At 72.9% G+C, this 24,296-nt stretch carries 25 protein-coding genes; 23 read left to right on the top strand and 2 right to left on the bottom strand.

Annotated elements, in window-relative coordinates; genetic code table 11:
- Nucleotides 1-22 precede the first annotated feature (22 nt).
- From pyrR to H7A72_RS08775, 22 genes are all read left to right on the top strand, one after another.
- The gene (gene pyrR, locus H7A72_RS08880; protein WP_185220299.1) at nucleotides 23-604 is read left to right on the top strand and encodes a bifunctional pyr operon transcriptional regulator/uracil phosphoribosyltransferase PyrR; all 582 of its coding nucleotides are present in this window, start codon (nucleotides 23-25) and stop codon (nucleotides 602-604) included.
- Nucleotides 601-1,587 carry an aspartate carbamoyltransferase catalytic subunit gene (locus H7A72_RS08875; RefSeq protein ID WP_185220298.1) on the top strand — a complete coding sequence of 329 codons (987 nt, stop codon included), beginning with the start codon at nucleotides 601-603 and terminating at the stop codon, nucleotides 1,585-1,587. The genes pyrR and H7A72_RS08875 overlap by 4 nt, the downstream gene beginning before the upstream one ends.
- Nucleotides 1,584-2,906: a dihydroorotase gene (locus H7A72_RS08870; RefSeq protein WP_084451768.1), complete on the top strand. Its 1,323-nt coding sequence runs from the start codon at nucleotides 1,584-1,586 to the stop codon at nucleotides 2,904-2,906. The genes H7A72_RS08875 and H7A72_RS08870 overlap by 4 nt, the downstream gene beginning before the upstream one ends.
- Nucleotides 2,903-4,072 (top strand): glutamine-hydrolyzing carbamoyl-phosphate synthase small subunit, encoded by a 1,170-nt coding sequence (gene carA, locus H7A72_RS08865; RefSeq protein WP_185220297.1) that lies wholly within the window; start codon nucleotides 2,903-2,905, stop codon nucleotides 4,070-4,072. The genes H7A72_RS08870 and carA overlap by 4 nt, the downstream gene beginning before the upstream one ends.
- Nucleotides 4,072-7,374: a carbamoyl-phosphate synthase large subunit gene (gene carB / locus H7A72_RS08860; protein WP_185220296.1), complete on the top strand. Its 3,303-nt coding sequence runs from the start codon at nucleotides 4,072-4,074 to the stop codon at nucleotides 7,372-7,374. The genes carA and carB overlap by 1 nt, the downstream gene beginning before the upstream one ends.
- Nucleotides 7,371-8,270 carry a dihydroorotate dehydrogenase electron transfer subunit gene (locus H7A72_RS08855; RefSeq protein ID WP_223277585.1) on the top strand — a complete coding sequence of 300 codons (900 nt, stop codon included), beginning with the start codon at nucleotides 7,371-7,373 and terminating at the stop codon, nucleotides 8,268-8,270. Before carB ends, H7A72_RS08855 begins: the two co-directional genes overlap by 4 nt.
- Complete coding sequence (locus H7A72_RS08850; protein WP_072624756.1) at nucleotides 8,267-9,250, top strand: dihydroorotate dehydrogenase; 984 nt, start codon at nucleotides 8,267-8,269, stop codon at nucleotides 9,248-9,250. The genes H7A72_RS08855 and H7A72_RS08850 overlap by 4 nt, the downstream gene beginning before the upstream one ends.
- Nucleotides 9,247-10,137 (top strand): orotidine-5'-phosphate decarboxylase, encoded by an 891-nt coding sequence (pyrF, locus tag H7A72_RS08845; RefSeq protein ID WP_185220295.1) that lies wholly within the window; start codon nucleotides 9,247-9,249, stop codon nucleotides 10,135-10,137. Before H7A72_RS08850 ends, pyrF begins: the two co-directional genes overlap by 4 nt.
- A 40-nt stretch (nucleotides 10,138-10,177) precedes the next feature.
- Nucleotides 10,178-10,489: an integration host factor, actinobacterial type gene (mihF, locus tag H7A72_RS08840; RefSeq protein WP_185220294.1), complete on the top strand. Its 312-nt coding sequence runs from the start codon at nucleotides 10,178-10,180 to the stop codon at nucleotides 10,487-10,489.
- Entirely contained in the window at nucleotides 10,486-11,043 is a 558-nt protein-coding gene (gene gmk / locus H7A72_RS08835; protein ID WP_084451756.1) for a guanylate kinase, read from the top strand. The genes mihF and gmk overlap by 4 nt, the downstream gene beginning before the upstream one ends.
- 25 nt (nucleotides 11,044-11,068) lie before the next feature.
- Entirely contained in the window at nucleotides 11,069-11,383 is a 315-nt protein-coding gene (rpoZ, locus tag H7A72_RS08830) for a DNA-directed RNA polymerase subunit omega (RefSeq protein WP_185220293.1), read from the top strand.
- Nucleotides 11,384-11,396: 13 nt separating this feature from the next.
- On the top strand, nucleotides 11,397-12,653 hold the full coding sequence (coaBC, locus tag H7A72_RS08825) for a bifunctional phosphopantothenoylcysteine decarboxylase/phosphopantothenate--cysteine ligase CoaBC (RefSeq protein WP_185220292.1): 1,257 nt from the start codon (nucleotides 11,397-11,399) through the stop codon (nucleotides 12,651-12,653).
- 76 nt (nucleotides 12,654-12,729) lie between these two features.
- A complete protein-coding gene (gene metK / locus H7A72_RS08820) occupies nucleotides 12,730-13,950 on the top strand; it encodes a methionine adenosyltransferase (RefSeq protein ID WP_084451750.1) in 1,221 nt (406 codons plus the stop codon).
- 59 nt (nucleotides 13,951-14,009) lie between these two features.
- A complete protein-coding gene (locus H7A72_RS08815) occupies nucleotides 14,010-16,043 on the top strand; it encodes a primosome assembly protein PriA (protein ID WP_185220291.1) in 2,034 nt (677 codons plus the stop codon).
- Between the two features lie 45 nt (nucleotides 16,044-16,088).
- Nucleotides 16,089-17,021: a methionyl-tRNA formyltransferase gene (gene fmt, locus H7A72_RS08810; RefSeq protein ID WP_185220290.1), complete on the top strand. Its 933-nt coding sequence runs from the start codon at nucleotides 16,089-16,091 to the stop codon at nucleotides 17,019-17,021.
- A complete protein-coding gene (locus H7A72_RS08805; protein ID WP_185220289.1) occupies nucleotides 17,018-18,538 on the top strand; it encodes an RsmB/NOP family class I SAM-dependent RNA methyltransferase in 1,521 nt (506 codons plus the stop codon). The genes fmt and H7A72_RS08805 overlap by 4 nt, the downstream gene beginning before the upstream one ends.
- A gap of 4 nt (nucleotides 18,539-18,542) precedes the next feature.
- Nucleotides 18,543-18,926 carry a VOC family protein gene (locus H7A72_RS08800; protein WP_072624746.1) on the top strand — a complete coding sequence of 128 codons (384 nt, stop codon included), beginning with the start codon at nucleotides 18,543-18,545 and terminating at the stop codon, nucleotides 18,924-18,926.
- A 41-nt stretch (nucleotides 18,927-18,967) separates the two neighbouring features.
- Complete coding sequence (gene rpe, locus H7A72_RS08795; RefSeq protein WP_185220288.1) at nucleotides 18,968-19,624, top strand: ribulose-phosphate 3-epimerase; 657 nt, start codon at nucleotides 18,968-18,970, stop codon at nucleotides 19,622-19,624.
- A gap of 217 nt (nucleotides 19,625-19,841) precedes the next feature.
- On the top strand, nucleotides 19,842-20,555 hold the full coding sequence (locus H7A72_RS08790; RefSeq protein WP_084451741.1) for a nicotinamide mononucleotide transporter family protein: 714 nt from the start codon (nucleotides 19,842-19,844) through the stop codon (nucleotides 20,553-20,555).
- 11 nt (nucleotides 20,556-20,566) lie between these two features.
- Nucleotides 20,567-20,830, top strand: coding sequence for a phosphoribosyl-ATP diphosphatase (locus H7A72_RS08785; protein ID WP_072624743.1), 264 nt, complete (start codon nucleotides 20,567-20,569; stop codon nucleotides 20,828-20,830).
- 10 nt (nucleotides 20,831-20,840) lie between these two features.
- On the top strand, nucleotides 20,841-21,680 hold the full coding sequence (gene hisG / locus H7A72_RS08780; protein WP_072624742.1) for an ATP phosphoribosyltransferase: 840 nt from the start codon (nucleotides 20,841-20,843) through the stop codon (nucleotides 21,678-21,680).
- The gene (locus H7A72_RS08775; protein ID WP_185220287.1) at nucleotides 21,668-22,102 is read left to right on the top strand and encodes a PH domain-containing protein; all 435 of its coding nucleotides are present in this window, start codon (nucleotides 21,668-21,670) and stop codon (nucleotides 22,100-22,102) included. Before hisG ends, H7A72_RS08775 begins: the two co-directional genes overlap by 13 nt.
- Nucleotides 22,103-22,125: 23 nt before the next feature.
- Here H7A72_RS08775 and H7A72_RS08770 read toward each other — a convergent pair whose 3' ends face one another.
- Nucleotides 22,126-22,674, bottom strand: coding sequence for a hypothetical protein (locus H7A72_RS08770; RefSeq protein ID WP_084451737.1), 549 nt, complete (start codon nucleotides 22,672-22,674; stop codon nucleotides 22,126-22,128).
- An 81-nt stretch (nucleotides 22,675-22,755) separates the two neighbouring features.
- Between H7A72_RS08770 and hisF the strand changes: the two genes are divergently transcribed.
- The gene (gene hisF / locus H7A72_RS08765) at nucleotides 22,756-23,544 is read left to right on the top strand and encodes an imidazole glycerol phosphate synthase subunit HisF (protein WP_185220286.1); all 789 of its coding nucleotides are present in this window, start codon (nucleotides 22,756-22,758) and stop codon (nucleotides 23,542-23,544) included.
- Between the two features lie 19 nt (nucleotides 23,545-23,563).
- On the opposite strand, the gene H7A72_RS08760 is transcribed toward hisF, so the two are convergent.
- A complete protein-coding gene (locus tag H7A72_RS08760; RefSeq protein WP_072624738.1) occupies nucleotides 23,564-24,202 on the bottom strand; it encodes a TIGR03085 family metal-binding protein in 639 nt (212 codons plus the stop codon).
- Nucleotides 24,203-24,296 lie beyond the last annotated feature (94 nt).

The raw sequence follows: 24,296 nt of genomic DNA, 5'->3' as shown, positions 1-24,296 counted from the left end.
AGAAGGAGGTCTTGAGACACCCATGTGTCCGGAGACGCCCCCCGAGGTCATCCCTCAGCCACCCGCCCGCGAGGTCATGAGCACCTCCGACGTCGCGCGCGGCCTGCGCCGCATCGCGCACGAGATCGTCGAGCGCAACAAGGGGGCCCAGGACGTCGTCCTGCTCGGCATCCCCAGTCGCGGCGTCGAGCTCGCCCAGCGCCTCGGCGCGCTGATCACCGAGATCGAGGGCGCCACCGTGCCCGTCGGCTCCCTCGACGTGACGATGTACCGCGACGACCTGCGCGGTCGTCCGACGCGCTCGCCGCAGCAGACCCAGTTCCCCGCCTCGGGGGTCGACGACCGCGTCGTCGTCCTCGTCGACGACGTGCTCTACTCCGGCCGGACCGTGCGCGCCGCCCTCGACGCCCTCGCCGACTACGGCCGGCCCCGCGCCGTGCGCCTAGCGGTGCTCGTCGATCGGGGTCACCGCGAGCTGCCGATCCGCGCCGACCACGTCGGCAAGAACCTCCCGACCTCGCAGGCCGAGCGGGTCACCGTGCGCCTCAGCGGTCACGACGGCGTCGACGACGCCGTGTCGATCTCCGGGGGCGAGGCCCGATGACGCGCCACCTCCTCTCCGTCGCGGACCTCGACGACGACGCCCTGCGGGCGGTCCTGGACACCGCGGCCGAGATGCACGAGGTCCAGCACCGCCAGGTCAAGAAGCTGCCCACCCTGCGTGGTCGCACCGTCATCAACCTCTTCTTCGAGGACTCCACCCGCACCCGCTCCTCCTTCGAGATCGCGGGCAAGTGGATGAGCGCCGACACGATCAACATCACCGGCAAGGGGTCGAGCACGTCGAAGGGGGAGTCCCTCCGCGACACGGTGCGCACCATCGCGGCCATGGGGGTCGACGCCATCGTCATGCGCCACCAGGCCTCCGGGGCAGCACACCAGGTCGCCCGCTGGTTCGACGAGACGGGCACGCCGACGAGCGTGGTCAACGCCGGTGACGGCACCCACGAGCACCCGACGCAGGCGCTGCTCGACGCCTACACCATCGAGCGCCGGCTCGGCTCCCTCGAGGGCAAGCGGGTCGCGATCGTCGGAGACGTCACCCACAGCCGGGTCTTCCGCTCCAACGTCCTGGCGCTGCCGCGCCTGGGCGCCGAGGTGACCGTCGTGGCCCCGCCGACCCTCATGCCGAGCGGGGCCGCCGCGTGGGCACGGGCCGAGGGCTTCGCCCTGGCCGACGACCTCGACGAGGTCATCGCGTCCGGCGTCGACGCCCTGATGATGCTGCGGGTCCAGCGCGAGCGGATGTCGGGTGGGTTCTTCCCCACGGCCCGCGAGTACACGGTCGGCTACGGCCTGACCCGCGACCGGCTCGCCGCGCTGACCGCAGCCAATCCCGAGGCGGTCATCTGCCACCCCGGCCCGATGAACCGCGGCCTCGAGATCGCTGCCGACGCGGCCGACGCCGCGAGCAGCCTGGTCCTCGACCAGGTGAGCGCCGGTGTCGCCGTGCGGATGAGCGTCCTCTACCACCTGCTGGCGTCGGGGCCCACCGACGCCCCGACCACGACGGGAGACGCGGCATGAGTCGCCCCGCCACCGAGCCGAGCGATCTGCTGATCACCGGCGCCTCGCTGCTCGGCCGCACGAGCGCCGACGTCCTCGTCCGCGAGGGCGTCATCGCGGCCGTCGGCCCGGACGCCGCCACCGATGCGGCCGCCGGGACCCCGCGCGTCGACGGCGACGGCCTCGTGCTGCTGCCCGGGTTCGTCGACCTGCACACCCACCTGCGCGAGCCGGGGCGCGAGGACGCCGAGACCGTGCGCACCGGGTCCGCGGCCGCCGCCGCGGGCGGCTTCACCGCCGTGCTCGCCATGGCCAACACCAGCCCCGTGACCGACACCGCGGAGGCCGCCGAGCGGGTGCTCGACCTCGGCGTCGCGGCCGGCCACTGCGACGTGCAGCCGATCGGCGCGGTGACCAAGGGGCTCGAGGGTGCCGAGCTCGCCGAGCTCGGGCTGATGCACCGCTCGCGCGCCCGGGTGCGCGTCTTCTCCGACGACGGTCGGTGCGTGCACGACGCACGCGTCATGCGTCGGGCGCTGGAGTACGTGCGCGCCTTCGACGGGGTGATCTCGCAGCACAGCCAGGACCCCACCCTCGCCGGGCCCTCGGCCTGCTGCCACGAGGGCGAGCTGAGCGGCCGACTGGGCCTCACCGGCTGGCCCGCGGTCGCCGAGTCGAGCATCATCGCCCGCGACGCCGAGCTCGCGCTGCACACCGGGTCGCGCGTGCACGTCGCGCACGTCTCGACCGCCGAGGGCGTCGAGGCGGTGCGCTGGGCCAAGCGCCGCGGGGCCCGGATCACCGCCGAGGTCACGCCCCACCACCTCGTCCTGACGACCGACCTGCTCACCGGTTACGACCCGGTCTACAAGGTCAACCCGCCGCTGCGCCCGGCCGAGGACGTCGAGGCCCTGCGCGAGGCGCTGGCCGACGGCACCATCGACGCCGTCGCGACCGACCACGCCCCGCACGCCCGCCACGACAAGGAGCACGCCTTCCCCGACGCGGCCTTCGGCATGCTCGGGCTGGAGACCGCCTTCGCCGTCGTCCACGACGTCATGGTGGACTCGGGGCGGATCGACCTGGCGACGCTCGCCGAGCGCATGTCGCACGCCCCGGCACGCATCGCCGGCCTCACCGACCACGGCCGCGCGATCGAGGCGGGCGCCCCCGCCCACCTCGTCCTCGTCGACCCGACCGACCGGATCACCGTCGACCCGGCCACGTCGCACTCCCTGTCCCGCAACACCCCCTTCGCCGGGCACACCCTCACCGGGCGTGTCCGCACGACGATCCTGCGCGGCCGCGTCACGGCCGCCGACGGAGAGGTCCGCAATTGAGCACGCACAGCAGCACCGGCGCCCCCGCACCGGCCGTCCTCGTCCTCGAGGACGGACGCACCTTCGCCGGCACCGCCTACGGTGCCGTCGGTGAGACGGTCGGCGAGGCCGTCTTCAACACCGGCATGACCGGCTACCAGGAGACCCTCACCGACCCGAGCTACCGCGGTCAGGTCGTCGTCATGACCGCGCCGCACGTCGGCAACACCGGCTGGAACGACGAGGACGACGAGTCCTCGCGGATCCACGTCGCCGGCTACGTCGTGCGCGACCCCGCGCTGCGGCCGAGCAACTGGCGCTCGCAGCGCACCCTCGAGGACGAGCTGCGCGCCCAGGGCGTCGTCGGCATCGCCGGTGTCGACACCCGGGCTCTCACCCGGCACCTGCGTGAGCGGGGCGCCATGCGCGTGGGCATCTTCTCCGGCGACGCCGTCACCGACGAGACCGCGATGCTCCAGCGGGTGCAGGCCGCCCCCGAGATGGCCGGCTCCGCGCTGGCCGCCCAGGTGAGCACGAGCGAGCCCTACGTCGTCGCGGCGAAGGGGGACAAGCGCTTCACCGTCGCGGCCCTCGACCTGGGCATCAAGACGATGACCCCGACCCGCCTCGCCGAGCGCGGGATCGAGGTTCACGTCCTGCCGGCGACCGCGACGATCGACGACGTGCGCGCCGTCTCGCCCGATGGTCTCTTCTTCAGCAACGGCCCGGGCGACCCGGCCACAGCGGGCGACCAGGTCGCGCTGCTCCAGGAGGCGCTGCGCGACGGGCTGCCCTACTTCGGCATCTGCTTCGGCAACCAGCTCTTCGGCCGGGCGCTGGGCTTCGGCACCTACAAGCTCAAGTACGGCCACCGCGGCATCAACCAGCCGGTCTTCGACCGCACGACCGACAAGGTCGAGGTGACCGCGCACAACCACGGCTTCGCCGTCGACGCGCCGCTCGACAGGGCGACGCAGACCCCCTTCGGCACGGCCACCGTGAGCCACGTGTGCCTCAACGACGACGTCGTCGAGGGTCTGGAGCTGCACGCCGACGACGGCCGGCTGCTCGGCTTCTCCGTCCAGTACCACCCCGAGGCCGCGGCCGGCCCGCACGACGCCGCCTACCTCTTCGACCGATTCACCGACCTGCTGGCGAGCGCCGGCACCAAGGAGGCGCAGGCCTGATGCCCAAGCGCGACGACATCTCCAGCGTCCTCGTCATCGGCTCCGGGCCGATCGTCATCGGGCAGGCCTGCGAGTTCGACTACTCCGGCACCCAGGCGTGCCGCGTCCTGCGCGAGGAGGGCATCCGGGTCATCCTCGTCAACTCCAACCCGGCGACGATCATGACCGACCCGGAGTTCGCCGACGCGACCTACATCGAGCCGATCACCCCCGAGGTCGTCGAGAAGATCATCGAGCGCGAGCGCCCCGACGCCGTGCTCGCGACCCTGGGTGGTCAGACCGCCCTCAACACCGCGATCTCGCTCCACGAGGCCGGGGTGCTCGAGCGCTACGGCTGCCCGCTCATCGGTGCGAGCGTCGAGGCGATCGAGCTCGGCGAGGACCGCGAGCGCTTCAAGGGCGTCGTCGAGCGCTGCGGCGCCGAGTCGGCCCGGTCGGTCATCTGCCACACGATGGACGAGTGCCTCGCGGCCGCCGACGAGCTGAGCTACCCGGTCGTCGTGCGGCCCTCCTTCACCATGGGCGGCCTGGGCTCCGGCTTCGCCTACGACGAGGCCGACCTGCGCCGCATCGCCGGCGCCGGCCTGCAGTACAGCCCGACGACCGAGGTGCTCCTCGAGGAGTCGATCCTCGGTTGGAAGGAGTACGAGCTCGAGGTCATGCGCGACACGGCGGACAACGTCGTGGTCGTCTGCTCGATCGAGAACTTCGACCCGGTCGGCGTGCACACCGGTGACTCGATCACCGTCGCGCCCGCGCTGACGCTCACCGACCGCGAGTACCAGCGCATGCGCGACGTCGGCATCGCGGTCATCCGCGAGGTCGGGGTCGAGACCGGTGGCTGCAACATCCAGTTCGCGATCAACCCCGACGACGGCCGGATGATCGTCATCGAGATGAACCCCCGCGTCTCGCGCTCGTCCGCGCTGGCGTCCAAGGCCACCGGCTTCCCGATCGCCAAGATCGCCGCCAAGATGGCCATCGGCTACACCCTCGACGAGGTCCCCAACGACATCACCGAGGAGACCCCGGCGGCCTTCGAGCCGACCCTCGACTACGTCGTCGTCAAGGTGCCGCGCTTCGCCTTCGAGAAGTTCCCCGCCGCCGACCCGACCCTCACGACGACGATGAAGTCCGTCGGCGAGGCGATGGCCATCGGCCGCAACTTCACCGAGGCGCTGCAGAAGGCCCTGCGCTCTGCCGAGCGCAGTGGCGCGGCCTTCCACTGGGACGGCGACCAGCCGACCCTCGAGCAGGGACGCGAGCTGCTCGAGGCGGCGAAGACCCCGACCGACGGGCGGATCGTCCAGGTCCAGCAGGCGATGCGCGCCGGACTGTCGGTCGAGGAGGTCTTCGAGGCCACGAAGATCGACCCCTGGTACCTCGACCAGATGGAGCTGATCAACGACGTGGCCCAGCAGGTCCACGACGCCGACGAGCTCAACCCGCAGGTGCTGCGCCTGGCCAAGCGGCACGGCTTCTCCGACGCACAGATCGCCCGGCTGCGCCGGATGGACGAGGCCGTCGTGCGCGGCGTGCGGCACGCCCTCGGGGTGCGCCCGGTCTTCAAGACCGTCGACACCTGCGCCGCGGAGTTCGCTGCCCGCACGCCCTACCACTACAGCTCCTACGACGAGGAGACCGAGGTCGAGCCGCGCGAGCGCCCGGCCGTCATCATCCTCGGCTCCGGTCCCAACCGGATCGGTCAGGGCGTCGAGTTCGACTACTCCTGCGTCCACGCGAGCTTCGCCCTGCGCGACGCCGGCTACGACACGGTCATGGTCAACTGCAACCCCGAGACGGTCTCGACCGACTACGACACGAGCAGCCGCCTGTACTTCGAGCCGCTGACCCTCGAGGACGCGCTCGAGGTCATCCACGCCGAGACCCAGGCCGGTCCGGTCGCGGGTGTCATCGTCCAGCTCGGTGGTCAGACGCCGCTCGGTCTGGCCGACCGGCTCAAGGCCGAGGGTGTGCCGATCGTCGGCACCTCGCCCGAGGCGATCGACCTTGCCGAGGACCGCGGCCACTTCGGGCGGGTGCTCCACGAGGCCGGTCTCAACGCGCCCAAGCACGGCACCGCCTTCAGCGCCGAGGAGGCCGTCGAGATCGCCCGCGAGATCGGCTACCCGGTCCTCGTGCGTCCCTCCTACGTCCTCGGTGGGCGCGGCATGGAGATCGTCTACGACGACCAGACCCTCTCCGAGTACGTCACCCGGGCGGCCATCGCCAGCCCCGAGCACCCGATCCTCGTCGACCGCTTCCTCGACGACGCGATCGAGATCGACGTCGACGCGCTCTACGACGGCACCGAGATGTACCTCGGCGGGATCATGGAGCACATCGAGGAGGCCGGCATCCACTCCGGTGACTCCAGCTGCACCCTCCCGCCGGCGACGCTCGGCACCTCCGAGCTGCAGCGGGTGCGCGAGGCCACGCTCGCCCTCGCCGAGGGCATCGGGGTGCGCGGCCTGATGAACGTCCAGTTCGCCCTGGCGCAGGACGTGCTCTACGTCCTCGAGGCCAACCCGCGGGCCTCGCGGACCGTCCCCTTCGTCGCCAAGGCCACCGGTGTCCCGCTGGCCAAGGCCGCGGCCCGCGTCATGCTCGGCGCCACCATCGCCGAGCTCAAGGACGAGGGCATGCTGCCGCGCGACGCGGACGGCGGCTCGATGCCGGCGCACGCGCCGATGTCGGTCAAGGAGGCCGTCCTGCCCTTCAAGCGCTTCCGCACCAAGGAGGGCGACGTCGTCGACTCCCTCCTCGGTCCCGAGATGCGCTCCACCGGCGAGGTCATGGGCATCGACGCCGACTTCGGCGCCGCCTTCGCCAAGAGCCAGCTCGGGTCGCTCGCCTCGGGTCTGCCGACGAGCGGCAATGTCTTCGTGTCCGTCGCCAACCGGGACAAGCGCGCGATGATCTTCCCGATCAAGCGCCTGGCCGACCTCGGCTTCACGATCCTCGCGACCGAGGGCACCGCCGACGTGCTGCGTCGCAATGCCGTCGAGTGCGAGGTCGTCGTCAAGCACTCCGAGCGCGGCGAAGGGGAGGCCAGCGTCGTCGACCGGATCCTCGCCGGCGAGGTCGACATCGTCTTCAACACCCCGTCGGGGCAGCACGCCCGGGCCGACGGCTATGCGATCCGCGCGGCGACGACGGCGATGGACAAGCCGATCGTCACGACCGTGCAGCAGCTGACCGCCGCGGTCCAGGCCATCGAGGCCCGCATGCACGGCGAGCTGCGGGTCAAGCCGCTGCAGGAGCACGCCCGCGACCTCGACCTCTACGGGGTCGGGCGGTGACCGCCCGCACCGTCGCGGCCCGCGAGGGTGCGGGCGTCGTCCAGGTCGACGCCGAGGTCCTGGGCAATGTCGCCGTCGGGGCCTACCGGCACCTGACGCTCGTCACGCCCGGCCTCGCCGAGCTGGCGCGACCGGGTCAGTTCGTCGCCCTGGCCGTCGGTGACGGCACGAGCTCGATGCTGCTGCGGCGCTCCTTCTCCATCCACCGGGTGAGCCCGGCCGGCACCTACGGGGGCACGACCGAGATCGTCGTCGCCGCCCACGGGCCGGGCACGCAGGTGCTCACCGCCCTCGAGCCGGGGGAGAGCGTGAGCGTCGTCGGCCCGCTGGGCCGGGGCTTCCCGCTGCCCTCCCAGGCGGTGCCGTGCATCCTCGTCGGCGGTGGCTACGGGTCGGCACCGCTCTTCTGGCTCGCCGAGCAGCTGCGCGAGCGTGGCTGCCCGGTCGAGATCGTCCTCGGCGCCGCGTCCGCCGACCGGCTCTTCGGGGTCGTCGAGGCCCGGCGGGTCGCCGACGGCGTCACCGTGACGACCGACGACGGGTCGGCCGGCACCCAGGGCTGGGTCTCCGACGTGCTGCCCGACCTCATCGCGCGCACCGGCGCCGGGGTGCTCTACGGCTGCGGCCCCATGGGCATGCTCCGCTCGATGAGCGGGATCGCCGCCGAGCACGGCATCGTCGCCCAGGTGGCGGTCGAGGAGGCCATGGCCTGCGGTGTCGGCATCTGCATGACCTGCGTCATGCCGGTGAGCGACGCCCAGGGCACGACCAAGATGGTCCGCAGCTGCCTCGAGGGCCCGGTCTTCCGCGGTGACCGCGTGCGCTGGGATGCCTTCGAGGACGGCCTGTGCCGTGTCCCCGCCGACGCCGTCGGCGCCCCCAAGGAGGTCCGATGACCACCGGAGCGACACCCCCTTCGACCGTGGACATGTCCGTCGACCTCGCCGGGGTCCGCCTGCCCAACCCGATGATGACGGCCAGCGGGTGCGCGGCCAACGGCCGGGAGATGCACCGCTTCATCGACGTCGCCCAGCTGGGTGCCTTCGTCACCAAGTCGGTCAAGGCCCAGCCGGTCTCCGGGCGCGGCACGCCCCGCATGGCCGAGACGCCCTCCGGGATGCTCAACTCGATCGGTCTGCAGGGTCCGGGGGTGCAGGCCTTCGTCGACGAGGACCTCGCCTGGCTGCACTCGATCGGTGCCCGCGTCGTCGTCTCGATCGCCGGCAACACCGCCTCGGAGTTCGCGGGCGTCGCCCGCGCCGTCGTGCGCAGCCGCTACGCGAGCGCGGTGGCCGCCATCGAGGTCAACATCTCGTGCCCCAACGTCGCCAACCGCGGCCTCGTCTTCGCCTGCGACCCGGCGAGCTCCCACAAGGTCATGACCCTCGTGCGCGAGGAGGTCCCGCGTGGCCTGCCGATGCTCGCGAAGCTCAGCCCCGACGTCACCGACATCGTCGAGATCGCCGACACGGTCCTCAAGGCCGGCGCCCACGGCCTGACGATGATCAACACCACCCTCGGGGTGGCCATCGACGTCGACCGGTTGCGGCCGCACCTCATCGCCGCGACCGGAGGGCTCTCCGGCCCGGCGATCCGCCCGATGGCCGTGCGCGCGGTGTGGCAGGTCGCCGGTGCGATGCGCGCCGGGCGGATCAAGACCGCGCCCATCGTCGGCGTCGGGGGAGTGCGCAGCGGGCGCGACGCCCTCGAGCTCGTCGCAGCCGGCGCGAGCGCGATCCAGGTGGGCACCGCCGCCTTCAACGACCCCACGGCACCCGAGCGGGTCGGCCGTGAGCTCGAGCAGCTCGTCGCCGAGCGGGGATTCGACCGACTGGCTGACGTCGTCGGCATCGCCCACGAGAGGTTCATGCCATGAGCAGCACCCGTCGAGGCTCCTCCGTCGCACCCCAGGGAACATTTGGGGAGCGCCTGCAGGCCGCGATGACCGAGCACGGGCCGCTCTGCGCCGGGATTGACCCGCACCGCGGGCTCGTCGAGTCGTGGGGCCTGACCTACGACCTCGCCGGGGTGGAGCGCTTCACGATGACCTGCGTCGAGGCCTTCGGCGGGTCGGTGGCTGCGGTCAAGCCCCAGTCGGCTTTCTTCGAGGTCTTCGGGGCGAAGGGGGTGGCGCTCCTCGAGCGGGCCCTCACCGAGCTGCGTGCCGCCGGCACCCTCACCGTCCTCGACGTCAAGCGCGGCGACATCGGCACGACCGTCGACGCCTACGGCGAGGCCTTCCTCGGCAAGGACGCGCCGGCGGCAGCCGACGCGATCACCCTCAGCCCCTATCTCGGCTACGGGTCGCTGCGCCCGGCCATCGACCTGGCACACGCGACCGGCCGCGGCGTCTTCGTCCTCGCGCTGACCTCCAACCCCGAGGGCGCGAGCGTCCAGCACGCCCGGCTCGCCGACGGGCGCTCCGTCGCCGGTGCGGTCGCCGACGACGCAGCCGCGGACAACGCCGAGGCCCGCCGGCGCGGAGAGCTCGGCAGCGTCGGACTCGTGGTCGGCGCGACCGTCGGCTCGGCGGTGCGCGACCTCGGTGTCGACCTTCCGGGCATGGCCGGACCGATCCTCGCCCCGGGACTGGGCGCCCAGGGCGCGACCGCCGCCGACGTGCGCTCGGTCTTCTCCGGGGCACTGCCGCAGGTGCTCGCCAGCAGCAGCCGCGACGTGCTCCGTGCCGGGCCGGACGTGACCTCCCTTCGTGCTCGTGCCCGGGAGGTCGCGACCGAGGTGGCCGCCATCACCGCCTCGTGAGAAGGTGACCGGACCCGTCCCCGGTCGACCTGGAGGAGCCGTGCCCGTCCCGACCCTCAGCGCGCAGCAGCGCGCCCGGGCGCTGGAGCAGGCCGCGCAGGCCCGCCGGGAGCGTTCGCTCCTGCGGGACCGGCTCAAGCACGGCCGCACGACTCTTGCCGAGACGCTCCGCTCCGCCGACACCGACCAGGTGATCGCCCGGATGCGGGTGGTCACCGTGCTCGAGTCCCTGCCCGGCATCGGGCCCGCCCGGGCCCGCCGGGTCATGGCCGAGCTCGACATCGCCGACTCCCGACGGCTGCGCGGGCTGGGCCCGCACCAGCGTGCCGCACTCATCGAGAGGTTCACATGAGCAGCCCCCGCCTGACCGTCCTCGCCGGACCGACAGCCGTCGGCAAGGGGACGGTGGCCGCCTGGGTCCGCGAGCACCACCCCGAGGTGTGGCTCTCGGTGTCGGCGACGACCCGTCCGCCGCGACCGGGGGAGGTCGACGGCGTCCACTACTGCTTCATGTCCGGCGACGAGTTCGCCGAGATGGTCACCCGCGGCGAGATGCTCGAGTGGGCCGTCGTGCACGGGCGCGCCTCCTACGGCACCCCGCGCGGGCCCGTCGACGACGCGCTCGCGGCCGGGAGGCTGCCGCTGCTCGAGATCGACCTGCAGGGCGCTCGCCAGGTCCGGGCCTCCATGCCGGACGCCCGCTTCGTCTTCCTCGCGCCCCCGTCGTGGGAGGAGCTCGTCGGCCGGCTCGAGGGCCGCGGCACCGAGACGGCGGACGAGCGTGCCGTCCGGCTGGAGACCGCCAAGGTCGAGCTGGCCGCCCAGGGCGAGTTCGATCACGTGATCGTCAACGACGACATTCGTCGTGCGGCCGAGGAACTCGTATCATTGATGGGATCCCACTGACCCCGACGACAAGGACCACCTCGACGTGTCCGGCACCCAGGCCAACCCCATCGGCATCACCAACCCGCCGATCGACGACCTCCTGACCAAGGCTGACTCCAAGTACGCCCTCGTCATCTACGGCGCCAAGCGCGCCCGTCAGATCAACGCCTACTACTCCCAGCTCCAGGAGGGGCTGCTCGAGTACATCGGCCCCCTCGTCGACGCACAGGTCCACGACAAGCCCCTGTCGATCGCGCTGCGCGAGATCAACGAGGGCCTGCTCACCAAGGAGGCCACCCCCGAGGAAGGCACCGCGCCCGCCGCACCGGTCGCCGAGACGCCGGTCGACGAGGCCTGAGCGGACCCCCTTCGTGCGTATCGTCCTCGGTGTCGGTGGCGGCATCGCCGCCTACAAGGCAGCCCTGCTGCTGCGCCTGTTCACCGAGGGCGGTCACGAGGTGACGGTCGTGCCGACCGACGCGGCCCTGCGCTTCGTCGGGGCACCGACCTGGGAGGCCCTGTCGGGTCGACCCGTCCAGGCCGACGTCTGGAGCAACATCACCGACGTCCCGCACGTGCGCATCGGCCAGGAGGCCGACCTCGTCGTCGTCGCCCCGACGACGGCCGACCTCCTCGCCAAGGCCGCGCACGGTCTCGCCGGTGACCTGCTGACCAATGTGCTGCTCACCGCGCGCTGCCCCGTGGTGCTCGCCCCGGCCATGCACACCGAGATGTGGGAGCACGCCGCGACCCGCGCAAACGTCGCGACCCTGCGCGAGCGCGGGGTCACCGTCGTCGAGCCCGACTCCGGCCGGCTGACCGGAGCCGATACCGGCCCGGGCCGCCTGCCCGAGCCCGAGGCGATCCACGCGGCCGCGATGGCCGTGGTCGCTGGCGACGACGGGGGAGCAGCCGGCACGCAGTCCGGCCACGTGCGCGACCTCGAGGGGCGTCGGGTGCTCGTCAGCACCGGCGGCACCCGTGAGCCGCTCGACCCGGTGCGCTACCTGGGCAACCGGTCCTCCGGCAAGCAGGGTCTGGCCCTGGCCGAGGCCGCGGCCGTCCGAGGGGCGCAGGTGACGCTCGTCGCGGCCAACCTCGCCCTGCCGGTGTCCGAGGGCATCACCGTCGTGCCGGTCCAGACGGCCCTGGAGCTGCAGGCCGAGATCTCCGGCCGCGCGGGCGAGCACGACGTCGTCGTCATGGTGGCGGCGGTGGCCGACTTCCGGCCGGCGGAGTACACCGAGAGCAAGATCAAGAAGACGCACGACCCGGCCGACCCCGACGCGGCCCCGACGATCCGGCTCGTGCGCAACCCCGACATCCTCGCCGGGCTCGTCGCCGACCGCGGTGCGGCGAGCGCCCCGGTCATCGTCGGCTTCGCCGCCGAGACCGGCGACGCGACCGGCTCCGTGCTCGACCTCGGGCGGGCCAAGCTCGCGCGCAAGGGCTGCGACCTGCTCGTCGTCAACGAGGTCGGCACCGACAAGACCTTCGGTGCCGACGAGACGAGCGTGCACGTGCTGACCCGGGGCAGCGACGACGTCGTCGACATCGGACCGGCGAGCAAGTCGGTCGTCTCGCACGGCATCTGGGACGTCGTCGTGGGATCGGCGCTCATCCGCTGACCCCGGGTGCTTAGACTGGGCCGGCCCGTACCGGGCGGTCACGACGGCCGTCCACCCACGACCTTGGGAGTCTTGCGTGTCCGGACGTCTCTTCACCTCGGAGTCGGTGACCGAGGGTCACCCCGACAAGATCTGCGACCAGATCTCCGACTCGATCCTCGACGCGATGCTCGAGCAGGACCCCCGCAGTCGGGTGGCCGTCGAGACGATGGTCACGACCGGGCTGGTGCACATCGCCGGTGAGGTCTCGACCGAGTCCTACGTCGAGATCCCGCAGCTGGTGCGCAGGGTCATCGCCGAGGGCGTCGGCTACGACTCGTCGGACAAGGGCTTCGACGGCCGCTCGTGCGGCGTCTCGGTGTCGATCGGCGCGCAGAGCCCCGACATCGCGCAGGGGGTCGACACCGCCTACGAAAACCGGACCGGGGGCATCGACCCCAAGGACAAGCAGGGTGCCGGCGACCAGGGTCTGATGTTCGGCTACGCCTGCGAGGACACGCCCGAGCTCATGCCGCTGCCGATCTTCCTGGCGCACCGGCTCTCCCAGCGCCTCACCGAGGTGCGCAAGTCGGGCGAGCTGGAGTACCTGCGCCCGGACGGCAAGACCCAGGTGACCATCGACTACGACGGTGACCGGGCCGTTCGCCTCGACACCGTCGTGCTGTCGACGCAGCACTCCGCCGAGATCGACCACGAGCGCCAGCTCCCGGCCGACATCAGGGCGCACGTCTTCGAGCCGGTCATGGCGGCACTCAAGGACTCCGGTGTCGAGCTCGACACCTCCGACTACCGCACGCTGATCAACCCCACCGGCAAGTTCGTCATCGGCGGGCCCATGGGCGACGCCGGCCTGACCGGCCGCAAGATCATCGTCGACACCTACGGCGGCATGGCCCGTCACGGTGGCGGTGCCTTCTCCGGCAAGGACCCGTCGAAGGTCGACCGCTCGGCCGCCTACGCCATGCGCTGGGTCGCCAAGAACGTCGTCGCGGCCGGGCTCGCCGGTCGCTGCGAGGTCCAGGTCGCCTACGCGATCGGCGCGGCGCAGCCGGTCGGCCTCTACATCGAGACCTTCGGGACCGAGCAGGTCCCGGTCGACAAGATCCAGGCCGCGGTCAGCTCCGTCTTCGACCTGCGCCCGCTGGCGATCGTCGAGGAGCTCGACCTGCTCCGCCCGATCTACGCCCCGACGGCGGCCTACGGCCACTTCGGCCGCACCGAGGCCGCCGGCTACGACAACCCCTTCCCGTGGGAGCAGACGACCAAGGTCGAGGCCCTGCAGGCCGCGGTCCGCTGACCGACGCTCGCTGACCGGGTGGGGCGTCGCTGACACCCCACCCGGTTACGTTTGTCCCCGTGCGCGTCGCCCAGGTCCTCGTCGACTCGGGGCTGGTCCATCTCGACCGGCCCTTCGAGTACCTCGTGCCCGAGGAGCTCGACGAGGCCGCCCAGCCGGGCGTGCGGGTCAAGGCCCGCTTCGCGGGGCGTGACCTCGCCGGCTACGTCGTCGAGCGCAGCGACGTCGCCGAGCACACCGGGCGACTGGCGCCGATCCGCACCGTCGTCTCGTCGGAGCAGGTGCTCACGCCGCAGGTCCTCGAGCTGGCGCACCGGGTCTCCCGGCACCAGGCCGGCACCGTGATGGACGTGCTGCGGCTGGCGATCCCGCCGCGGCACGCCCGGGCGGAGAAGGCACTGCCCGTCGAGCCGCCGGCGCTGGCCGACGACGAGTCCGCGACCGACGAGCCGGCCGCGGACCAGCAGGCCGAGGCTGCGGACCAGCAGGTCGAAGGGGAGGACCCCCCTTCGCCTGTACCAGCGCCCGAGGTGTGGGCCGGCTACCGAGCCGGTGCCGCGTGGTGGTCCCGGGTCGCGGCAGGGGAGTCGCCCCGCGCAGCCTGGCTGGCCGGGCCCTCGCGCTCGGCCGCGAGCGACTGGCCGCGCGCCCTTGCCGAGGCGGCGCGAGCCGCGTTGCTCTCGGGCCGGGGCAGCGTCGTCGTCGTGCCCGACCAGCGCGACGTGGCGCGTGTCGACGCCGCCCTGACCGAGGTGCTCGGCCGGGACCAGCACGTGCGGCTGACGGCCGACCAGGGGCCGCAGGCCCGCTACACCGCGTGGCTCAAGGTGCTGCGCGGCCACGTCCGGGTCGTCGTCGGCACGCGCGCCGCGGCCTACGCGCCCGTGCGCGATCTCGGGCTCGTCGCCTGGTGGGACGACGGCGACGACCTCCACGAGGAGCCCCGCGCGCCCTACGCCCACGTGCGGGAGGTCCTGACGACGCGGGCCGACGTCGAGGACTGCGCCCTGCTCGTCGGCGGCCTGGCCATGTCGACAGACGTGGCCGCGCTCGTCGACGCCGGTCGGGTCCATCTCGTCGGCGGCTCGACCTCCCGACGCGAGGCGCCACGCGTCCTCGTGGCGGGTGAGGGGGTCGACGAGGAGCGCGACGGTCCCGGCGCCCGTGCCCACATCCCCTCCTCTGCCCACCGGGCCGCGTCGGCGGCGCTGCAGCAGGGGCCGGTCCTGCTGCAGGTGCCGCGGCGGGGCTACCTGCCCGCGATGTCCTGCGCCACCTGTCGGGCGCCGGCCCGGTGCCCCGAGTGCCGGGGGCCGCTCGCCCTGCCGGCGCCCGACCAGGCGCCCCGCTGCGGCTGGTGCGGCACGAGCCCGCGCGGCTTCGAGTGCCCGCACTGCGACGGCACCCGGCTGCGCGCCGGGATCATCGGTGCGCGGCGCACGGCCGAGGAGATCGGGCGCTCCTTCCCGGGCACGCGCGTCATCACCTCCGGGGCAGGCGAGGTCCACGAGGAGGTCGGGAGCGAGCCGGCCATCGTCGTCTCGACCCCGGGGGCCGAGCCGGTCGCCGCGGGAGGCTACGCCGCCGTGCTGCTGCTCGACGCGTGGGCGAGCCTGGACCGGCCGGACCTGCGGGCGGCCGAGGAGGCCGTGCGGCGCTGGGTCCTGGCGGCGGGACTGGCCAGGCCGTGGAGCAACGGGGGAGTGGTCGTCCTCTGCGGAGCGCCCTCGCACGTGACGATCCCCGCGGTCGAGGCGCTCGTGCGCTGGGACCCCCAGTGGTTTGCGGCGCGCGAGCTCGCCGAGCGGGCCGAGCTGTCGCTGCCGCCCACGACGTGGACCGCCGAGGTGGTCGCCGACCGCAGGCGCGTCGAGCCGATCGAGCACGCGGTGCGGGCAGCCGCGCCCGACGCCCAGCTGCTCGGACCGCTGCCCGTCACGGGCTCGCAGGACAAGCGCCGACTCGTCGTCACCGCCCCCTTCGCCGACGGGCCGCTCGTGGCCGCCGCGCTCAAGGACGTGCGGGCAGGGGAGAGCGCCCGCAAGGCCGCGGACCTCACCTCGGTCAAGGTCGGGCACCTCACCGTCGGGTGACCTGGGGGCACCGGCGGTGCCCGCGAGGCATCTAGACTGCGCCGGGTGCGACTGATCTTTGCCGGGACCCCCGAGGTCGCCGTCCCCTCCCTTCGTGCCCTGCTCGACTCCGACCACGAGGTCGTCGCCGTCGTCACCCGACCCGATGCCCGGGTCGGGCGCGGCCGTCGGCTCGAGCCCTCGCCGGTCAAGGCCGCGGCGCTGGAGGCCGGGGTCGAGGTGCTCACGCCGATGCGGCCGACGGACGAGGACTTCGTCGCCCGGCTCACCGAGCTCGCGCCCGACTGCTGTCCGGTCGTCGCCTACGGCGCCCTGCTGCCCGCCGGGGTCCTCGACATCCCGACGCACGGCTGGGTCAACCTGCACTTCTCGCTGCTGCCCGCCTGGCGTGGCGCCGCTCCCGCCCAGCGGGCGCTCATCGCCGGCGACGAGATCACGGGCGCGAGCACCTTCCTCATCGAGACCGGGCTCGACACCGGGCCCGTCTTCGGGACGATGACCGAGCGGATTCGACCCGACGACACCTCCGGGACGCTGCTCGACCGGCTCGCCGAGGCCGGCGCACCGCTGCTCGTCGCGACGATGGACGGCATCGCCTCCGGCGACCTCGAGCCGCAGGCGCAGCCGGGCGAGGGCGTCAGCCACGCCGCGAAGCTCACGGTCGACGACGCCCGGATCGACTTCACCCACCCGGCCCTGGCCGTCGACCGGCTCGTGCGCGGGTGCACCCCGGCGCCGGGTGCCTGGACGACCTTCCGCGGCGAGCGGCTCAAGATCGGGCCCGTGGCGATCACCGACGAGCAGCTGCCCGCCGGCGTCGTCGACGCCCGCAAGCGGGAGGTGCTCGTCGGCACGGCGGACCACGCCGTGCGCCTGGGCGAGGTCACCCCCCTCGGCAAGAAGCCCATGCCGGCCGCCGACTGGGCCCGGGGCGTGCGCATCGACGCCGACGAGCGGCTCGGGGAGGAGACGGCATGAGCGACCAGCGACGTCAGGGCGGCGGCGGTCCGGGCGGGGCCCGGGGAGGACACCGTGGTCCACGCCATAAGTCACGCACGGCACCCTCGGCCCGCTCCCGTCAGGGCGACCTGCCGCGCAGCACCGCGCTGCGGGTGCTGCGGGCGGTCTCGCACGAGGGCGCCTACGCCAACCTCGAGCTGCCCAAGGCGCTGCGCCGGGCGCGGCTCAGCGGCCGGGACGCCGGCTTCGCCACCGAGCTGACCTACGGGACCCTGCGGATGCAGGGCCTCTACGACGCGATCATCGCCGAGGCCGCCCAGCGCCCGGTCTCGAAGCTCGACGGGGGAGTCCTCGACGTGCTGCGCATGGGCGCCCACCAGGTGCTCGGCATGAGAGTGCCCGAGCACGCCGCCGCCGACCAGTCCGTCGCGCTCGCCCGCTCCGTCGCGGGGCAGGGCGCTGCCGGTCTCGTCAACGCCGTGATGCGCCGCATCGGAGAGCGCTCGCGCGAGGAGTGGCTCGAGGCGGTCGTGCCCACCGAGCCCGTCGTCGAGCGCCTCTCCGTCGCGCAGTCCCACCCCGTGTGGGTCGTCAAGGCGCTGCGGCAGGCCCTCATCGGTCACGGGGTGGCGACCGCGGAGTCCGCGGACACGGTGCTCGAGGACCTGCTGGCCGCCCACAACGTGCCCGCCGACGTCACCCTCGTCGCCCGCCCCGGTCTGGCCACGGTCGACGAGCTGCTCGCCGCCGGTGCGCAGCCCGGGCGGTGGTCTCCCTTCGCCGTGGAGCTCGAGTCCGGTGCCCCTGGAGACCTCGAGGCCGTCCGCGACAGCCGCGCCGCCGTCCAGGACGAAGGGAGCCAGCTGCTCGCCCTCGCACTCGCCGCCGCGCCGGTCACCCCGCGCAGCGACGGTGCGCCCGAGCGGTGGCTCGACCTGTGCGCCGGCCCCGGAGGCAAGGCGGGCCTCCTCGCCGCCCTCGCGCTGCAGCAGGACGCCGACCTCGTGGCCAACGAGGTGAGCGAGCACCGCACCGATCTCGTCCGGCAGAGCCTGCGCCCCGCGCTCACCGCGGCCGGTGAGGCCGGCCGCGAGATCGTCGTGCGCACCGGCGACGGTCGCGAGACGGGGCAGGAGGAGCCCGAGGCCTACGACCGGGTCCTCGTCGACGCACCGTGCACCGGGCTGGGGGCGCTGCGGCGCCGGCCCGAGGCCCGCTGGCGCCGTCAGCCGGGCGACCTCGTCGGCCTCGGTCCGCTGCAGCGCGAGCTGCTCGCCTCGGCCATCGACGCGACCCGCCCCGGTGGGGTCATCGCCTACGCCACGTGCAGCCCGCACCTGTCGGAGACGACCTTCGTCGTGCGCGACGTGCTCAAGAAGCGCGACGACGTCGAGGCGATCGACGCCCGGGAGCTGCTCGCGGGCGCTGCCGTCGCCGAGCTCACCGGGCTCGGTGAGGGGCCGCACGCCCAGCTGTGGCCGCACCTGCACGGCACCGACGGCATGTTCCTCGCACTCCTGCGCAAGAAGGGATGACCAGATGCGCGTCATCGTCACCGGGCTGCACGTCACGGACACCCACCGCGCCTACGACTTCTACACCGAGGTGCTCGGCTTCCGCGACGTGCTCGTCGTGCCGGACAAGGAGCTCTACATCCTCGGGCCGAGCACCGGCTGGGAGCAGGGCTGCCAGATCAACCTCGAGCCGATCCCCGACGAGCTCACCCGGCGCTACTGCGAGCACCAGCTGCGCGAGGGGCTGACCGCGCTCATGCTCGGGGTGCCCGATGCCGAGACGGAGTACCGCCGGCTCAAGGAGCTCGGCGGCCTCGTCTTCCGCGAGGAGCTGACCAAGGACGCCATCGGTCTGCACTTCCAGATCGAGGACACCGTCGGCAACATCCTGTCGATCCACACCGCCTGATCTCCCGTCGACCCGAACCCGCCTCTCCCGCAAGGACTCCCGTGCAGATCTCCCCGAGCATCCTCTCCGCCGACTTCGCCAACCTCGAGTCCGAGCTCGGCGCGATCGCCAACGCCGACTGGGCGCACGTCGACGTCATGGACGCGCACTTCGTGCCCAACCTCACGCTCGGCCTCCCGATCGTCGAGTCCCTGCTCAAGGTCAGCCCGATCCCGATCGACTGCCACCTGATGATCGAGGACCCCGACCGCTGGGCACCGCCTTACGCCGAGGCGGGCGCCCAGAGCGTCACCTTCCACATCGAGGCCGCCTCCGACCCGGTGACCCTCGCGCGCGACATCCGGGCCCAGGGAGCCCGGGCGTCGATGGCGATCAAGCCGGGGACCCCCTTCGGGCCCTACGAGGACCTGCTGCCCGAGCTCGACATGGTGCTCGTCATGACGGTCGAGCCCGGCTTCGGCGGACAGTCCTTCATGGCCGACCAGATGCCCAAGGTCCAGCAGGTGCGCGAGGCCGTGAAGAGGCACGGCGGCGACATCTGGGTCCAGGTCGACGGCGGCGTCTCGGCCAGGACCATCGAGCAGTGCGCCGAGGCGGGCGCCGACGTCTTCGTCGCCGGGTCGGCCGTATACGGGGCCGAGTCGGCCGCGGCGGCCGTGGACGAGCTGCGCGAGCTGGCCCGGGGTCACCGGCACTGAGTCGGGCTCGTGGCCCGGATCACGGGGCCACCGAATTGCCGAGCAGGACCTCCCTTCGGACAATGGGTGGGCACGTGCCACGTGACGCGGTGAAACTCCGCACCGGCGGTGAGAGCCCGCGACCCGACTGCTGCGGCAGGCGGTGAACTCCGGTCAAGAACCCCGGGGCCGACGGTGACAGTCCGGACGAGAGCGGCGCGCGCGGATCGGATCACGCATGTCCATCATCGAATGGATCTACTCGGCCGGGGTCGACATCGCCGACTACCGGCTCTCCCTGATGGAGGTCATCGGGATCGGCTTCGGGCTGGCCTCGGCGGTCGGTGGGATGCTCCGCAAGGTCTGGGCCTGGCCGATCGGCATCGTCGGCAACGTCATCCTCTTCTTCGTCTACATCGGCATCACGCTGGGCGTCGACGACAAGGCGCCGCTCTTCGGCCAGTCGGCCCGTCAGATCTTCTTCATCATCACCTCGCTCTACGGCTGGTGGCGCTGGCGCCAGGTCAAGCTCGCCGACCACAGCGGGGACGCCCACGCGATCACCCCGCGGTGGGCCACGTGGGGGGAGCGGGCCGGGCTGGCCCTCACCATGGTGCTCGGCATCGCCGTCGCCCAGCAGGTCTTCACGATGCTCGGCGCCGGCTGGCCCGCCCCGCGCTGGTACCACGTCGCGGACGCCTGGATCTTCATGGGCTCGCTCCTCGCGACCTATGCGATGGCGCGCGGGTGGAACGAGTTCTGGCTCATCTGGATCGGGGTCGACCTCGTCGGCGTGCCGCTGCTGTGGACGAGCGGTTACATCCCCACGGCCGTCCTCTACGCCTTCTACGCCGCGTTCGTCCTCTACGGCTTCGTCGTGTGGCTGCGCGCCTCGCGCGCCGAGCGTCCGGACGGTGAGCCCGTGGACGGGCGCGCACCGGTCGCCAACTAGTCTGGGGCCCCGTGAAGACCTTCGAGACCCTCTTCGACGAACTCTCCCGCAAGGCCGCCGAGCGGCCCGAGGGCTCGGGCACCGTGGCCCAGCTCGACGCGGGGACCCATGCCATCGGCAAGAAGGTCGTCGAGGAGGCCGCCGAGGTGTGGATGGCCGCCGAGTACCAGAGCAAGGAGGAGCTGGCCGAGGAGATCAGCCAGCTGCTCTACCACCTGCAGGTCCTCATGATCGACGGTGGGCTCACCGTCGAGGACGTCTACACCCACCTCTGAGAGGACTCCTGTGCGCATCGCCGTACCCAACAAGGGCTCGCTGTCCGAGCCGACCGTCGAGATGCTCCGCGAGGCGGGCTACCGGGTCCGCCGCGACAGCAAGGAGCTGATCGTCGCGGACCAGGACAACGACGTCGAGTTCTTCTACCTGCGTCCCCGTGACGTCGCCCTCTACGTCGGCAAGGGTCAGGTCGACGCCGGCATCACCGGCCGTGACCTGCTCCTGGACTCCGGCTCCACCGCGACCGAGGTCATGGGCCTGGGCTTCGGCGGCTCGACCTTCCGCTTCGCCGGCCGGCCCGGCGAGGCGAGCAGCGCGGCCGACCTCGACGGTCGTCGCGTGGCCACCTCCTACGCCGGCCTCGTGCGCTCCCACCTCGAGGCGAAGGGGGTGACCGCCGACGTCGTGCGTCTCGACGGCGCCGTCGAGACGGCCATCACCCTCGGCGTCGCCGACGCGATCGCCGACGTCGTCGAGACCGGCACGACCCTGCGCCAGCAGGGACTGGAGGTCTTCGGCGAGCCGATCCTGCGCAGCGAGGCCGTGCTCATCCGCCGGGCCGACGCGAGCGAAGGGGGCATCGACGTCCTCCACCGTCGTCTCACCGGCGTCGTCACCGCCCGCGAGTACGTCCTGCTCGACTACGACTGCCCGGCGGCCATCGTCGAGCAGGCGGTGCAGCTGACGCCGGGCCTGGAGTCGCCCACGGTGAGCACGCTGCACGACGAGACCTGGTGCGCGGTGCGCTCGATGGTGCCGCGCGGTCGGACCAACCGGATCATGGACGAGCTCTACGACCTCGGCGCCCGGGCCATCCTCGTCACCGAGATCACGGCGTGCCGACTGTGACCGTCCCGGACCGTGCCACCGCAGCCGTCTTCCGCCCGACGCGGGGACGCTGGGTCTCCACGGTCCTCGGCGTGGCGACGCTTGTCGGCTCGGTGCTGCTCGCCCTGGGCCTGCCCGAGCGCTTCGGGGTCATGGACCAGCTGACCTGCATCGGCATCGGGGCCGGCGTCGCCGTCCTCATGTCGCGCTACGCGACGATCCACGCCCGGCCCACGTCCGAGGGGCTCTACGTCCGCAACCTCGGGCCGGGGGAGCTCGTGCCGTGGGAGCAGATCACCGCGGTGCGCTTCTCCCAGGGGATGCCGTGGCCGCGGATCGACCTCGCCGACGGGCTCGACATGGCCGTCATGGCGATCCAGCGCTCCGACGGCCCGGTCTCGGTCGACGAGGCCCAGCGCCTGGCGGACCTCGTCGGTCGCTGACCCGCGGTCACCTCGGCCGGCGGTCAGGTCGGCCCGACCGACTCCAGGACCACGTGGGCCCGCGAACGGGTGCCGTCGGCCCCGAAGACCCTCTCCTCCTGCGCGGCCCACATCTCCCAGTGGGCCTCGAAGATCGCGCCGTCCCGGGCGATGGCGCGGGCCCGACGCAGGTCGGCCGGGCCGTCGAGCCACACGCGCGTGCCGGCGAAGTCCGCCGCCTCGCCGACCGTGCTGCCGCAGCCCTCGACGACGAGACGGTCGGTCACGGCGAGCGGGATGCGAGGACCGGGGCGGTCGGCGAGCCAGTCCCAGGTGGGCACGATCGGCTGCTCGCCCCGGGAGAGGGGCCGCAGGACGTGCTCGACGAGCAGGTCGGTGGCGGCGGCCAGGCCGGACCACCCGGGGTAGATCGAGTCCATCGACACGAGCGGCGCGCCCCAGGCGCTCGTCACCTCACGGGCGAGCGAGGTCTTGCCCGAGCCGCTGCGCCCGTCGATCGCGACGACGTGGACCCGGCCGCACGAGGGCGGTGCCGTGGCGGCGTGGTCGAGGACCTGGCGAAGGGCGGACACCGCACGGAGCGTAGCCGCCCACCGGGCCCACCACGTGACCGGCGGCGGTGCCCCCTTCGCGCTGCTGGGTAGGCTGCCCGCGTGTCCCTCGCCGTACGTGTCATCCCCTGTCTCGACGTCGACGCCGGCCGCGTCGTCAAGGGCGTCAACTTCGAGAACCTGCGCGATGCGGGTGACCCCGTCGAGCTGGCCCGCCGCTATGGCCGGGAGGGCGCCGACGAGCTGACCTTCCTCGACGTCACCGCGAGCAGCTCCGACCGGGCGACGACCTACGACGTCGTGACCCGCACGGCCGAGGAGGTCTTCATCCCGCTGACCGTCGGTGGTGGCGTCCGCACGGTCGACGACGTCGACCGGCTGCTGCGGTGCGGGGCCGACAAGGTGGGCGTCAACACCGCCGCGATCAACCGACCCGAGTTGATCAGCGAGGTCGCCGAGCGCTTCGGGGCCCAGGTGCTCGTGCTGTCGGCCGACGTGCGCCGCCGCACCCGCGAGGACGGCTGCGCCGCAGGCGGGTTCGAGGTGACGACCCACGGTGGTCGCACCCGTACGGGTATCGACGCGATCGAGTGGTGCGCCCGGGCCGCGGAGCTCGGGGCGGGGGAGATCCTGCTCAACTCGATGGACGCCGACGGGACCAAGGTGGGCTTCGACCTCGAGCTGATCCGGGCCGTGCGTGCGGAGGTGGGCGTCCCCGTCATCGCCAGTGGGGGAGCGGGGGCCGCCGAGCACATGCCGCCGGCCGTCGACGCCGGTGCCGACGCGGTGCTGGCGGCGAGCATCTTCCACTTCGGCGAGGTGAGCATCGGGCAGGCCAAGGACGCGCTGGCGGCAGCCGGTCACCCGGTGCGGCGCGGTCGCGCCGACTGAGCTGCGCCGACCGACCTGCTCAGACCTCGTAGCTCCCGGTGCGGACCGTCTCGACCGCGTCGGGCGGGCCGATCAGCTCGACCTCGGCGACCGCCTGCCGCCCGAAGCCGAAGAGCAGGATCTCGCCGGGTCGGCCGTGGATCTCGACGACCGGGCCGTTGCCCGAGCCGACCTTGGTACGCCGCTTGGCGGTGACCAGGGCGAGGTCGACCCCCTTCGCGCTGCGGAAGAGCATCCGGGCCATGATGTTGAGGCGGTCACCGAGGGCCGAGGTCATCTCGCTGCTGATCGTGCGTCGCGGCGCACCCAGCTGGGCCCGCAGGACGTCCTCGTGGTGGATGAACATCTCGACGAGGTTCATCTGCTCGTCGACGAGGGGCACGCGAGCCGGGTGCAGCTTCGGTGGCCCCTGCCGCAGCCGCTCCACCAGGTCGACGAAGTCGTGCTCCGCGAGGAGGCGCGTCATGGCGCTCTCGGTCCGGCCGGCCAAGGGCGCGGCGAAGATGCCCGCCGCCAGGTCGGGCCGGCCCTCACGGACGATGAGGTGGGCGAGCAGCTCGGCGCTGGTCCAGCTGCCGCACAGCGTGGGCACGTCGGGGCCGACCTCGAGGAGGGTGTCGCACAGGGCGCCGCGCTCGGCGTGGGCGTAGCGGGTCATGTGGGCCTCCTCGGCGGGCGGGTTCGTGCTGCTGACGTGGCAGGGTAACCCCGGGCAGACGCACGGCGCGATGCGAGCGGGTGCCAGAATACGG

The organism is Janibacter sp. YB324 (assembly GCF_014217915.1).
GTDB classification, from domain to species: domain Bacteria; phylum Actinomycetota; class Actinomycetes; order Actinomycetales; family Dermatophilaceae; genus Janibacter; species Janibacter indicus.
This window is presented reverse-complemented; position numbering and strand designations above follow the sequence as displayed.

What these genes read in the sequence shown, in the direction of transcription:
- H7A72_RS08870 (WP_084451768.1), top strand. Translation starts at nt 1,584, where the DNA reads ATGAGTCGCCCCGCCACCGAGCCGAGCGATCTGCTGATCACCGGCGCC.
- H7A72_RS08850 (WP_072624756.1), top strand. Translation starts at nt 8,267, where the DNA reads ATGACCACCGGAGCGACACCCCCTTCGACCGTGGACATGTCCGTCGAC.
- H7A72_RS08805 (WP_185220289.1), top strand. Translation starts at nt 17,018, where the DNA reads ATGAGCGACCAGCGACGTCAGGGCGGCGGCGGTCCGGGCGGGGCCCGG.
- H7A72_RS08800 (WP_072624746.1), top strand. Translation starts at nt 18,543, where the DNA reads ATGCGCGTCATCGTCACCGGGCTGCACGTCACGGACACCCACCGCGCC.
- carB (WP_185220296.1), top strand. Translation starts at nt 4,072, where the DNA reads ATGCCCAAGCGCGACGACATCTCCAGCGTCCTCGTCATCGGCTCCGGG.
- H7A72_RS08760 (WP_072624738.1), bottom strand. Translation starts at nt 24,202, where the DNA reads ATGACCCGCTACGCCCACGCCGAGCGCGGCGCCCTGTGCGACACCCTC.
- H7A72_RS08875 (WP_185220298.1), top strand. Translation starts at nt 601, where the DNA reads ATGACGCGCCACCTCCTCTCCGTCGCGGACCTCGACGACGACGCCCTG.
- pyrF (WP_185220295.1), top strand. Translation starts at nt 9,247, where the DNA reads ATGAGCAGCACCCGTCGAGGCTCCTCCGTCGCACCCCAGGGAACATTT.
- pyrR (WP_185220299.1), top strand. Translation starts at nt 23, where the DNA reads ATGTGTCCGGAGACGCCCCCCGAGGTCATCCCTCAGCCACCCGCCCGC.
- gmk (WP_084451756.1), top strand. Translation starts at nt 10,486, where the DNA reads ATGAGCAGCCCCCGCCTGACCGTCCTCGCCGGACCGACAGCCGTCGGC.
- H7A72_RS08790 (WP_084451741.1), top strand. Translation starts at nt 19,842, where the DNA reads ATGTCCATCATCGAATGGATCTACTCGGCCGGGGTCGACATCGCCGAC.